The following is a 12363-nucleotide window of genomic DNA, read 5'->3' as shown; positions in this document are numbered from 1 at the left end:
CCGTTCAAACGGCAGGCCATTACATTCAACAAGAGGGTTGCCGTTGCGACAACCCTCTTTTGGGTCTATTGTGAATGAACTTACTGCATTACGTAAACGCCGTTTACAATCTTCGCAGCCTTGGGAGCTTTCTCGGGCTCGCCTGCTGCGTTCCAGGTCATCTGAGCGCCGGTCAGGCCGTCCACCGTGATCTCGGTCATCGCGGTCTTCATAGCGTCGCAGATATCGGAAACGGACATATCCGGGGTGATTCCGGCTTTCTCAGCAGCCGCCTTGATGGCGTAAACCGCGTCATATGCGCCGGCGCCGAACTGCAGCGGAACCTCGCCATAAGCAGCCTCGTAGGCTTTTACGAAATCCTGGCTTCCCGCCTCGTCAGCGGAGAAGGGGGTCAGTAACATCAGGCCCTCGGCCAGGCTGGTGTCAAAGTTCTCAACGCTTAAGATTCCGTCCATACCGTCGCAGCCGAAGAAGATGGGTGCGAATTCCTTGTCGGAAGCCTGCTTTAAGATGATGGATGCCTCCTGGTAGTAGATGGGCAGGAATACCAGCTCTGCGCCGGCTTCTTTACACTTGTCCAGCTGTACGGAGAAGTCGGTGTTGCTGTCGGCGGTAAAGGCTTCCTCAGCTACAACCTCAAGGCCCTGTGCGGGAGCCTCAGACAGGAAGGACTCGTAGATACCGCTGGAATACTCGGTGGAGCTGTCGTAGATCACGCCGATCTTGGTCGCCAGCTTGTTTGCGCCGATATACTGGGCGGAAGCTTTACCCTGATCCGGATCGGAGAAGCATACGCGGAAGGCGTTGTCGTTGGCAACACACTCCACTGCGGAACCGGAGGGGGTGATCTGGAACATATTGTCGTTCACGGTCTCCGCAGCCACTGCGATACAGGGCTTGGAGGTAACAGTGCCGACTAACATCTGCATATGCACATCTTTTAAAGCATTATAAGCGTTCACGGATTTCTCCGGATCGTTCTCATCATCCTGGAACTGATACACAACCTGGTAGCCGTTGATGCCGCCGGCCGCGTTGATCTCTTTTACCGCGAGATCGATGCCGTTCTTAACAGCGTTGCCGTAAGCTGCCGCAGCTCCGGTGATCGGACCGATTCCTCCGATAATAAATGCCTCGCCTTCCGCCGGCGCCGCAGTCTCACCCTCTGCTGCTGCGGTGGTGTCGCCCTCCGCTGCCGCGCTGGTATCCGCTGCCTTGCTGTCCTCAGTCTTTTCAGCCGCTGCACTGGTCTCGGTCTTGGAGCCGCCGCCGCACGCCGTTAAGGATGCAGCCATCATAACTGCCAGGCCAAGACTTAAAATTCTCTTCTTCATAACTGTGATCCTCCTCTTTTTGCTTTTTTGCTTCCCAGCTTCCCCGCGTTAAAACAAAATAAACGCAAAGTGTGGCGGGAAAATATAAAGCTTTCTATATTATAGAAAGTCCGGGAAGGATTGTCAACCACTTCCCGGGGAGAAAAAAGAAATTTTTTGGCTTTTTGCGTGCATTACAGGAAAATTATTGTCTTTTTTTCTGCACATTCTTTAAAATTTAGGTTCAGTCCTCTTCCCAGTCCATTCCCGCGTTCTCGATGCGTTTATCCCGCAGCATGAGCTCGGTCACGGATTCCCTGGCGGGCTGCCCGTCAAAGAGGACCGCGTTGACCTGCTCCACGATGGGCATGGACACGCCGTACCGCCTGGAGAGGGCCAGGGCCGCCTTGGCGCTGTGCACGCCCTCCACCACCATGTTGACCTCCTTCATGGCCTCCTCCATGGTATGTCCCTGCCCCATCAGAATACCGGCCCGCCGGTTGCGGCTGTGCATGCTGGCGCAGGTTACGATCAGATCGCCGATGCCGGTGAGCCCCGCGAACGTCTCCGCCCGGCCTCCCATTTCAATCCCCAGGCGTCCGATCTCCGCGATGCCGCGGGTGATCAGAGCAGCCTTGGTATTGTCGCCGAAACCCAGCCCGTCGGCCATACCGGCCGCCAGGGCGATCACATTCTTTAAGGAACCTCCCAGCTCCACCCCCTTTAAATCAGGGCTGGTGTAGACGCGGAAGATCCGGCTCATAAACAGACTCTGGACATACTCCGCCACATGGCGCTTGTGAGCCGCGGCCACGCAGGTGGTGGGAAGTCCCAGGCTCACCTCCTCCGCATGGCTGGGGCCGGACAGGGCCGCCACCTGGACTCCGGGCAGTTCCTCCTCGATGATCTCCGTGAGCGTCTTTAACGTGTCCTCCTCGATTCCCTTGGCCACATTGACCACAATCTGGCCCGGGCGCAGAAATTCACGCATGCGGCGGGCAGTGGAGCGCACGAACACGCTGGGCACCGCCAGCACCAGAAGATCCCGCTCCTCCATGGCGGATTTTAAATCCCCGGTGATTTCAATCTCCGACGGGATCCTGGCCTTGGGAAGGTTCCGGTGAACGCGGGTGCTGTTCAGTTCCTCCACCTCCCCGGGCAGAGCCGACCAGATGGTTACCTGATTTCCATTGCCGTGCAGCAGGATGGCCAGGGCCGTTCCCCAGGTTCCCGCTCCGATTACGCTGATTTTTGCCATAATACGCTCGCTCCTCTCCTGATATAACATACGCCGCGGCGCTTGTGATTTCCGCGCCTTCCGTCCGGTCCATCACCCTTCGGAAGGCCCTCTGCGCCCCGGCGTCAAAACATTGCTGTGATATTATTTTTTATTGCCCCAGAGTTTGTTCTCCGTGCCGTGGGCCAGGCGGACAATATTGGCCTTGTGCCGCCAGAACGCCAGAGCCGATATGGCCGCCGCAACTATGTAGTAGTCCGTCAGCCCGGCCTCAGGAATTCCGTAGGACCCAGCCATCACACAATTCCAGGCCAGAAAGATCGTCGCCACCACCAGGGAGCCCAGGGACACATACCGGCTCACCGCCACCACCAGCACGAAGCTGATCAGGCAGATCACCATAAGCCGCCAGTCCAGGGAGGTGAGAATCCCGGCCGTGGCCGCAATTCCCTTTCCGCCCTGAAATTTCAGGTAAAATGGGTAGTTGTGGCCCAGGATCACGCCGAGACCGGTGTACAGAGTCAGAAGATACCCCATGGGCGGGTCGTCCCGGAACAGGATCCGCACCGCCACACAGGGGATCATGGTCTTTAACACGTCGCCGATAAACACCACCAGGCCGGCCTTTTTGCCCAGCACCCGCAGCGCGTTGGTGGTGCCGGAGTTGCCGCTGCCGTGCTGGCGGATGTCGATCCCGTTCATTTTCCCGTAAAGATAACCGCTCTCAATCAATCCAAAGGCATATCCCACCACCAGGCAAATGATTCGCTCCATAAATACACACCTCACATTTTATTGATCCTTTTCCTTGCGCTCACGGATGACGAACTTTAAGGAAGTTCCCCGGAAGCCGAAGGCGCTTCGGATCTGATTCTCCAGATAACGTACATAGGAAAAATGCATCAGTTCCTTGTCGTTGACAAAAGCCACAAAGGTCGGCGGCTTCACAGCCACCTGGGTCATGTAGTAGATCTTCAGGCGTTTGCCCTTGTCGGAGGGCGGCTGCTGCATGGCGACGGCCTCCGCCATAATCTCGTTGAGAACACCGGTGGAAACCCGCAGGTTCTGGTTCTGTCTGACCGCGTCGATCACTTCAAACAGCTTTGGCAGCCGCTGTCCCGTGGCGGCGGAGACAAAGAGGTACTCCGCGTAGGGAATGAAAGACAGGATTTCCTTCAGCTTGTTGGTGTACTCGTAAATGGTCTTGTCGTTTTTCTCAATGGCGTCCCACTTGTTCACGGCAACAATGATTCCCTTGCCGCGCTCATGGGCGATTCCGGCGATCTTGGCGTCCTGCTCGGTGACACCCTCCTTGGCATCGATGACCACCACCACGATGTCCGCCCGCTCCACCGCGGTCACGGTGCGGATGATGCTGTAGCGCTCCAGCTCCTCGTGGATCTTGCTCTTGCGCCTGAGGCCCGCGGTGTCGATAAACACGTAGGGCGTGCCGTCGTGGATGATCTCAGTGTCCACCGCGTCCCGGGTGGTTCCCGCGATGTCGGAGACGATCACGCGGTTCTCTCCCAGCAGCTTATTTATAATAGAAGATTTGCCCACATTGGGCTTGCCCACCACGGCGATGCGGGGGCGCTCATCCTCCTCTTCCTCCAGCTTGGCGCAGTCAAAATACTTGACCACCTCGTCCAGCAGGTCGCCGATTCCCAGGCGGGAGGCCGCGGACACCGGCACCGGATCGCCGATGCCCAAATTGTAGAACTCGTAGACGTCGTTGCCGAACTTCTCGTAGCTGTCCACCTTGTTGACGGCCAGAACCACCGGCTTGCGGGACTTGCGCAGCATGTCCGCCACCTTGGTGTCCGCGTCCACCAGCCCCTGGCGCACGTCCACGATAAAGACAATCACATCCGCGGTGGCGATGGCGATCTCCGCCTGCTCCCGCATCTGCGACAAAATCACATCGCTGGTGTCCGGCTCGATGCCGCCGGTGTCGATCAGCGTGAAATTCATATTCAGCCAGGTACAGTCCGCGTAAATCCTGTCCCTGGTCACGCCGGGCGTGTCCTTCACGATGGAGATCGTCTCCCCGGCCAAAACATTAAACAACGTGGATTTGCCCACATTGGGGCGTCCCACGATTGCTACCACTGGTTTGCTCATTCTAATCTTCCTCCAATTTCTCGGTCCATCACATCTGCTTACGCACGATCCGGTACTCATCGCCCGGCTGGTAGTACGGGCAGGCGAAATCCCTTCCGCTCAAAAACCGCACCATCTCGTCCTCGTCTAAGTTCACTTCACAGACATAATAGTCATTTTCTTCGTCGTACGCGTAATTGCCGCAGTATTCACAACTGTTTTTCTTCGCACTCTGTTTTTTCATATCCGGCATCTTCCTCCGTCTGCCAGGCATTATCCGCTTGATTTTACTATATTGCGCCTTACTTGTAAAGCCTTTTCCACAAACGCCCGGCCGGTTGCAGCGTTCCTCTTCCGATATTGGAACGTGCTGTCGTAACTTCTATCATACCAATTCCGCACATTTTTGTAAATGCCTGATTTTTCGTAACAGTTTAGACGGCGGCCTTTTTCGGTCAAGAAGATAAGCCGTCAAAATTGTTGCGCTTTCTCCCACTGGCCGAATTCCGCCAAAATATCGGGTTCCATGGGAAAAGCTTTTGTATTTTTTGAGAAAATTATTACAACCACTTGACGTTTGCGATTGATCGATGGTATAAATCATATGTGATTATGGCTTATTGTCGGAACACAAACTTTTTTACAATTCACATAAAGGAGCACGCTCTCATGACAAACAATTTTGTTTTCAATGATTCGCTTCCCGTGGCGCCCTTAAAAATCGCCGCCCTGGAAAGCTGCAAGGAGCTGGCCGGTATGGTCAACGACCACATCGTCCGCTTCCGCAGAAATGATATGGAGGAATTAATGCGCCGCAAGGAGGATCTCCACTACCGCGGCTACGATGTGGATTCCTACCTGTTAAACTGCCGCTGCCCCAGATTCGGCACCGGTGAGGCCAAAGCGGTGATCAACGAGTCGGTCCGCGGCACGGACATCTACGTGATGGTGGATGTGATGAACTACAGCATCCCCTACACGGTCAGCGGATACACCAACCACATGTCCCCGGACGACCATTTCCAGGACCTGAAACGGATTGTGGGAGCCTGCGTCTCCACCGCCCACCGGGTGAACGTGGTGATGCCCTTCCTTTATGAGAGCCGCCAGCACAAGCGCAGCAAGCGCGAGTCCCTGGACTGCGCCATGGCCCTGGAGGAGTTAGCCAACATGGGCGTGGACAACATCATCACCTTTGATGCCCACGATCCCCGTGTACAGAACGCCATTCCCCTGATCGGATTTGACAATTTCATGCCCACCTACCAGTTCGTGAAGTCCCTGTTCGCCCACGATCCCCACATCGAGATCGACCAGGAGCACCTGATGATCATCAGCCCGGACGAGGGCGCCATGAACCGCGCCGTGTACCTGGCCAACAACCTGGGCGTGGACATGGGTATGTTCTACAAGCGCCGGGACTACTCCCAGGTGATCGGCGGGCGCAACCCCATCGTGGCCCACGAGTTTTTGGGGTCTTCCGTGGAGGGCAAGACCGTGCTGATCATCGACGACATGATCTCCTCTGGCGAGAGTATGCTGGACACCGCCAAGGAGCTGAAGGAGCGCAAAGCCAAGAAGGTGATCGTCTGCTGTACCTTCGGCCTGTTCACCAACGGCCTGGACAAGTTCGACGAATTCCACGCCAAGGGCTACTTAGACTACGTGATCACCACCAACTTAAACTACCGCCCCGCGGAGCTGCTGAACCGCGAGTGGTATCTGGAGGCCGATATGAGCAAGTACATCGCCGCCATCATTAACTCTCTGAACCATGACCGCTCCATCAGCGCCACCCTCTCCCCCACGGAGAAGATTCAGCGCCTGGTGGCAAAATATCAGGCCGGCGGTTATGAGTATTTCCAGAAATTGGTATAAAAATCAGATAATTTCATAAAACGGGAGATACCGGACCACAAAAATCCGGTATCTCCCGTTTTTTACCGGCCGGGGACATTTCCCCCGCCGGCCCGTTTATTTCCCGTCTGAAAGCGCGTCTCCCTTCAGGCACAAAAAGGCCGCCAGGTTCCCCCGCTCCTCCCCCACCGTGCGGTGGGAAAACAGATAGTCGCTGTTGCACTTGGTGCAAATGTTTGTGGTGTGAATCTGTTTTGCGGGCACACCCGCCTCCTCAAGAATAATCCGGTTGGCAGCCCACAAATCCAGCTGGTATTTGCCTGGCCCCACACCCGGCCGGAAAAGCGTCTGGTGATGCTCCGGCGCGAAGGCCTGACAGAAGGCCTCCACCACTTCCCCGCCCACTTCAAAACAGTCCTCGCAGATGCTGGGGCCGATGCAGGCCACCAGATCCTGGGGATCGGTGCCGAATTCGCGCTTCATGGCCTCCACCGTCTCCCGGCCCATCCGCGCTACGGTGCCACGCCAGCCGGAATGGCTTAAACCGATGGCCTTTTTCACCGGGTCCACCAGGTAGAGGGGCACGCAGTCCGCATAGAAGGTCACCAGGGTGACACCTGGCAGGTTCGTGATCAGTCCGTCCACATCCCGGTAGTCCCGGGTCCTCACCACGCCTTTACCCAGGTCCTCTTTCGTCACGCGGCGCACATTGGTGGTGTGGGTCTGGTAGGACGCCACCATCCGGTCCCGCTCCACCCCCAGTGCGGCCGCCATGCGCGTGAAATTCTCCAGCACGTGATCGGGATCATCCCCCCGGCTGTAGGAAAAGTTCATGGTGGCGAATTTCCCCTGGCTGGCTCCGCCCATGCGGGTGGAAAACCCATTTTTTACCATTCCTAGGTCGTCCAGGGCTCGGAAGGAAAGATAGGGGGTGCTCTCCTCACCTCTGGTTTCAAATATCTCCAGGTCGTTTTTATAATTCCACTGTATTTTCATTGTCCGGTCTCCTTTATGTTCGTCGATCGCTCAGAATGCATTTTGAATCAAAAGGATCTCATTTCCCGTGATGGAAACCACGTCAAAACGGCAGGGCGAGTCAAGACCCAGACCTCTGCTGTACAGATAAAATACGGCGGTCTGGCGGATGCGCCTCTGCTTGAGCGGCCCCACGGCCTCCGCCGGCGCTCCCTTTGCCAGGCTGCTTCTGTATTTCACCTCAACAAAAACCAGGTAGCTGCCGTCCCGGGCGATCAGGTCGATCTCCCCCTGGCGGCAGCGGAAATTTTTCTCCAGTATCCGGTAGCCTTTGGCGGTCAGATATTCCGCCGCCCTGGCCTCATATTCGCTTCCCGTCCGGCGATTGTTCATCACTGCCTCCGTTTTCCTGCGCATTCTTTGTCTTAATAGTTTACTGTATCTTTTGCGGCAGGGCAACTACTTTTTGATAAACAGACGGGACCTGATCCATTTGGCCATACCCGGATGGTTCTTTGCGTTTTTTGTCAAATGCAGGCGACAGGATTCGAACCTGTGATATACCGGTTAAAAGCCGGTTGCCATTCCGCTTGGCTACGCCTGCGTTCTCCGCTGCGCTGCAACGGCGAACCCTGAAGGGAAGGATCGAACTTCCACCCGCCGATCCGGCGGGAGCTCTGTCTTTCGAGCTGCAACAGGAAATATCCGGAGTGGGATTTGAACCCACAAAACCCGCAGCCTGAGTGCGGGACGTATTCCATTCCGTCATCCGGATCAAATGCGTGGGACAGACGAAGGTCCATCCCGCGCGCGCCCTGAAGGGAGACTAATACATTGCAGGAGCGGGAGTCGAACCCGCTATCACAGACAGGGTATGAACCTGGTATGGTCATTCCGTTCCACTCTCCTGCACAAGTTATAAATGATTTTTCCTCGATCATTTGATCCGCCGGGTATCCCCGGCAGATCGGGCGCAATAGGGGCGGCAGATCGATTGCCCGCCCATTGCATACAGTATCCGGATTATGCGGCTGCATCGTCCGGCCCGGTAATTCTTCCCGGTCAACGGTATCAAGGAAGTGCCTGTTTCCCAAATATCGTAAATGGTGTGAGCATTATCGCCCACCATGCTTTGCGCTCCGCAGAATCAGGTTCTGCCGGTTCGCGAACTCCCAGGGCAGGACTTGAACCTGCTGTCCGCCGCTCTGCCGCCTGAGCCGCCTGGAATTATTTTTGGATACAAAAATGCCGTCTGCTCATTTCGCGACAGACGGCATTGATCCAATATCCCTTTCCTTAACCAATCACGGCGTGCCTGTGCCGGGACCCGGATAAGCAAACGGATTTCGTCTGCGTGCGAAACAATTATAATCCACCAAAGGGTACAGAGATGCGCCAGAGAGCAGCATGACAGCTCCTGCGCGCAGGCATGACAAATCAAACAATCTGGCGTCCGGATTGTTCCATAAGCGTTTCGTCTGTTTCTGCGTAAGTTCCATTGTCCTTGTGCTCATCACCATGATCCTTTCCCTAATTTTATCATCGGAAACCCGCGGGCTGCGCCGGGGTTTTCTGAATTGATGCAATAAAAAAGCCTGCACGAAAATCTACGAACATCTCGTAGATACCGGACAGGCACTTCCTTTATCTGGTATTAATATAGCATCTCAATCCTAATCTGTCAATCACTTTTTTATTCTTTTGATTCAGCCTCTTCGCTCCAAATATTCCGGATAAAGCTGCGTCGGTGGATGGGACAGGGCCCCAGCTCCTGAATGGCCGGGAGTTTGACAGTTGCATTAATAAAAAAGTCTTTCAACCCCTTATATAACCTATGTTTTCTGTGTCAAACATTTCGTTTTGATATATAGTAATGTTAGAACTTCTTGGATATTTCTAAATTTGTGGTATACTTATTTTCATAAGAGATTGATTCATGATCATTCAATCTCTCAAGCCTTATAGTATCAGTGTTTTAAGAAAAATTCACAGTTCTACAAACATTACTATATAATAAAACAAGGAAACAAACTGCCGTAAAGCCCATAAACAAAGGGGTTACAGCAGTTTTTTTATTTACAAACTGTCAAAGACGGGAATATAGCATCTCAATCCTAATCTGTCAATCACTTTTTTATTCTTTTGATTCAGCCTCTTCGCTCCAAATATTCCGGATAAAGCTGCGTCGGTGGATGGGACAGGGCCCCAGCTCCTGAATGGCCTGGATATGGGCCGCGGTGCCGTAGCCCTTGTGTTTGGCAAAGCCGTAGTCCGGGAACAGCTGGTCGTACTCCACCATCATGTGGTCCCTGGTGACCTTGGCTAAAATGCTGGCGGCGGCGATGGACACGCTCTTGGCGTCCCCCTTGATGATGGGGACCTGCATAATGTCCACGCCGGGAATCTCCACCGCGTCGTTGAACAGAAGATCCGGCTTTACGCCGAGGCCCGCGACAGCCTGGCGCATGGCCTCGTAGGTGGCCTGCAGGATGTTGATCTCATCGATGCGCTCCGGCCCCACGATGCCAACGCACCATGCCACGGCCTGTTCCTTGATCTGCACGAACAGCTCCTCCCTGCGCTTCTCCGAGAGCTTCTTGGAGTCGTTTAAATACAGCAGAGTGCAGTCCTTTGGCAGAATCACCGCTCCGGCGGCCACAGGGCCTGCCAGGGGGCCTCTGCCCGCCTCGTCGATGCCGCAGATCATGGCGCAGGCCGCGTAGGTATTCTCATACTCCCGCATCTGCTCCAGGCGCGCCAGTTCTTTTTCCAGCTTTTCACCGCTTAACGTCCTTGCCATCCTGATCCTTCTCTCCTTTATCCTTTGCAGTCTCCGGCTCCTCCAGCGTGATCCGTCCCAGCCGTCCGCTGCGGAAGTCATCCAACAGCAGTCTGGCGGCCTTGGGCAGATCCAGCTCGCCGCCCTTTGCCAGGCAGGAGCGCTGTCTGGCCACCTGCTCCAACACCTGGGTCGTGTCGCAGTCCCCGGCGTTTTCCAGCTGATAGCGCTCCGCCAGCACACCGGGATACCGGCGGTTTAGGAAGCTTACCAGCTCCAGGGCCAGCTCGTCCCGGTTTAAAATCTCATCGTTAATGGAGCCGATCAGCGCCAGCTTCAGTCCCACCTGCTGGTCCTCGAACTTGGGCCAGAGGATTCCCGGGGTGTCCAAAAGCTCCAGGGTCTTGTTCAGGCGGATCCACTGGTTTCCCTTGGTCACGCCGGGCTTGTTGCCGGTCTTGGCGCAGGCCTTTCCGGCGAAGGAGTTGATGAAGGTGGACTTGCCCACGTTGGGGATTCCCACCACCATGGCGCGGATGGGACGGTTTAAAATACCCCGCTTCCTGTCGCGCTCGATCTTCTCCTTGCAGGCCTCCTGAACCACCGCCTGGATCTGCTTTAAGGTCCCCTTGTTCCTGGCGTCGATTTTCACCACGTGCATGCCGCGCTCCGTAAACCACTGGGCCCAGCGGCGGTTTAAAGCCTCGTCCGCCAGGTCGGCCTTGTTCAGCAGCACGATGCGCGCCTTTCCGGCCCCCAGATCGTCGATGTCGGGGTTGCGGCTGGAAAGCGGCACCCGGGCATCCACCAGCTCGATCACCAGGTCAATGAGTTTTAAATCCTCTTTCATGGCCCGTTTGGCCTTTGTCATATGTCCGGGATACCATTGTATATTCATTCTGAATTCTCCTGTTCTTTAAAACGGCTGTAGTACTAGGAATGGATCAGGTCCAGCTTCAGCAGGGGCAGGATTCGGAACCACACCTTTCCCTGAATCTGTCCGCGTTTTACATTGCCGATATTGGCGAAACGGCTGTCCTCGCTGCTGTCCCGGTTGTCGCCCAGAAGGAAATACTCGTCCTCCCCAAGGCGTATGGGCGTGTCCGCCATTCCGGCCAGGGACACCTGCTCCAGCCCGTCCTCGGCGGGGAGCAGCTCGCCGTCGATAAACACCATGCCGCCCTTGATCTGTACGGTCTCGCCGGGCAGTCCGATCACCCGCTTGACATTCTTCTGCTGGTCCTCGCGCTCAAATACCACCACGTCGAAGCGCTGGGGACTCCCCAGGTCATAGGCCAGCCGGTTGACCAGCACCACGTCCTCCGCGTCCAGAAGCGGCTGCATGGAGTTGCCTAAAATGCGCACCTGGCCACAGAAGCCGTACACCAGAAACCACGCCAGCGCCACCGCCACCACCAGGTCCACGACCCAGTGCACAATCCGCCTGAGCCACGCCGTATCCTCATTCATAAAATATTCCACGTAACCACCACCTGCCTGTGACCGCGTCCACCTGTTCTCTGTTCAAAAAAGGGACAATTTTCATTGTCCCTTGTACTGCACTGCTGAATTATTTGTATCTGTTCAGTACCTTCACAGATACGAGCAAAAATCCATTTAAAATCGACTTCGTCGATGGGACTTTTGCCTGCAAGCTTAGTTTTTCGTACGGTCAGCGCAGCAAGTGCGCAGACCTACTGAACTACAATTATTTTACCAACTCTTTAACCTTCGCAGCCTTACCAACTCTGTCTCTCAGATAGTTCAGCTTCGCGCGTCTTACTTTACCCTTGCGGACAACCTCTACGTTGTCTACGTTGGGGGAATGTAAGGGCCAGGTCTTCTCAACGCCGATTCCGTTGGAGTTCTTGCGGACGGTGAAAGTCTCTCTTGCGCCGCCGTTCTGTCTCTTGATCACGGTTCCCTCAAATACCTGGATTCTCTCGCGAGCGCCCTCTTTGATCTTGTTGTAAACGCGCACGGTGTCGCCTACGTGGAACTCCGGCACGCTCTCCTTCAACTGAGCTGCTTCAATCTTCTTGATAATTTCGTTCATCGTGTGAACCTCCTTATTATATTGGATGTTCTTAATACGTCCGGCG

At 55.3% G+C, this 12363-nt stretch carries 12 protein-coding genes and 3 tRNA genes; 1 reads left to right on the top strand and 14 read right to left on the bottom strand.

What is annotated here, in order from left to right:
- Positions 1-80 precede the first annotated feature (80 nt).
- The 5 genes from ACK2JC_RS27470 to ACK2JC_RS27450 all read right to left on the bottom strand — a co-directional run bounded on the left by ACK2JC_RS27470 (position 81) and on the right by ACK2JC_RS27450 (position 4894).
- Entirely contained in the window at positions 81-1334 is a 1254-nt protein-coding gene (locus ACK2JC_RS27470; protein WP_320937443.1) for an ABC transporter substrate-binding protein, read from the bottom strand.
- Positions 1335-1557: 223 nt separating this feature from the next.
- The gene (locus tag ACK2JC_RS27465) at positions 1558-2571 is read right to left on the bottom strand and encodes an NAD(P)H-dependent glycerol-3-phosphate dehydrogenase (RefSeq protein ID WP_390512752.1); all 1014 of its coding nucleotides are present in this window, start codon (positions 2569-2571) and stop codon (positions 1558-1560) included.
- A gap of 123 nt (positions 2572-2694) precedes the next feature.
- A complete protein-coding gene (gene plsY, locus ACK2JC_RS27460; protein WP_092360799.1) occupies positions 2695-3324 on the bottom strand; it encodes a glycerol-3-phosphate 1-O-acyltransferase PlsY in 630 nt (209 codons plus the stop codon).
- A gap of 18 nt (positions 3325-3342) precedes the next feature.
- Entirely contained in the window at positions 3343-4671 is a 1329-nt protein-coding gene (der, locus tag ACK2JC_RS27455) for a ribosome biogenesis GTPase Der (RefSeq protein WP_092360800.1), read from the bottom strand.
- A gap of 28 nt (positions 4672-4699) precedes the next feature.
- Positions 4700-4894: a DUF6472 family protein gene (locus ACK2JC_RS27450; RefSeq protein ID WP_092360801.1), complete on the bottom strand. Its 195-nt coding sequence runs from the start codon at positions 4892-4894 to the stop codon at positions 4700-4702.
- 425 nt (positions 4895-5319) lie between these two features.
- On the opposite strand from ACK2JC_RS27450, the gene ACK2JC_RS27445 reads away from it, so the two are divergent.
- Positions 5320-6528, top strand: a complete 1209-nt coding sequence (locus ACK2JC_RS27445; protein ID WP_320937445.1) for a ribose-phosphate pyrophosphokinase — start codon at positions 5320-5322, stop codon at positions 6526-6528.
- Between the two features lie 96 nt (positions 6529-6624).
- Here ACK2JC_RS27445 and pgeF read toward each other — a convergent pair whose 3' ends face one another.
- The 9 genes from pgeF to rplS form a co-directional block, all read right to left on the bottom strand.
- Positions 6625-7503: a peptidoglycan editing factor PgeF gene (pgeF, locus tag ACK2JC_RS27440; RefSeq protein WP_320937446.1), complete on the bottom strand. Its 879-nt coding sequence runs from the start codon at positions 7501-7503 to the stop codon at positions 6625-6627.
- Between the two features lie 30 nt (positions 7504-7533).
- Entirely contained in the window at positions 7534-7875 is a 342-nt protein-coding gene (locus ACK2JC_RS27435) for a YraN family protein (RefSeq protein WP_107434758.1), read from the bottom strand.
- 139 nt (positions 7876-8014) lie between these two features.
- A tRNA-Lys gene (locus tag ACK2JC_RS27430) sits at positions 8015-8086 on the bottom strand.
- Between the two features lie 98 nt (positions 8087-8184).
- Positions 8185-8257 (bottom strand) — tRNA-Leu (locus ACK2JC_RS27425).
- Between the two features lie 59 nt (positions 8258-8316).
- Positions 8317-8394 (bottom strand) — tRNA-Met (locus ACK2JC_RS27420).
- A gap of 1222 nt (positions 8395-9616) precedes the next feature.
- On the bottom strand, positions 9617-10282 hold the full coding sequence (locus ACK2JC_RS27415; protein ID WP_368274790.1) for a ribonuclease HII: 666 nt from the start codon (positions 10280-10282) through the stop codon (positions 9617-9619).
- Positions 10260-11159, bottom strand: coding sequence for a ribosome biogenesis GTPase YlqF (ylqF, locus tag ACK2JC_RS27410; protein WP_107434759.1), 900 nt, complete (start codon positions 11157-11159; stop codon positions 10260-10262). Before ylqF ends, ACK2JC_RS27415 begins: the two co-directional genes overlap by 23 nt.
- A 35-nt stretch (positions 11160-11194) precedes the next feature.
- Positions 11195-11731, bottom strand: coding sequence for a signal peptidase I (gene lepB, locus ACK2JC_RS27405; protein ID WP_264477310.1), 537 nt, complete (start codon positions 11729-11731; stop codon positions 11195-11197).
- A 238-nt stretch (positions 11732-11969) separates the two neighbouring features.
- Positions 11970-12317, bottom strand: a complete 348-nt coding sequence (rplS, locus tag ACK2JC_RS27400) for a 50S ribosomal protein L19 (protein WP_024734791.1) — start codon at positions 12315-12317, stop codon at positions 11970-11972.
- Positions 12318-12363: the final 46 nt, after the last annotated feature.

This window comes from Enterocloster lavalensis (assembly GCF_046603895.1).
Lineage (GTDB): Bacteria > Bacillota > Clostridia > Lachnospirales > Lachnospiraceae > Enterocloster > Enterocloster lavalensis.
Note: the sequence above shows the minus strand (reverse complement) of the source record. Positions and strands in the feature narration are given on the sequence as shown.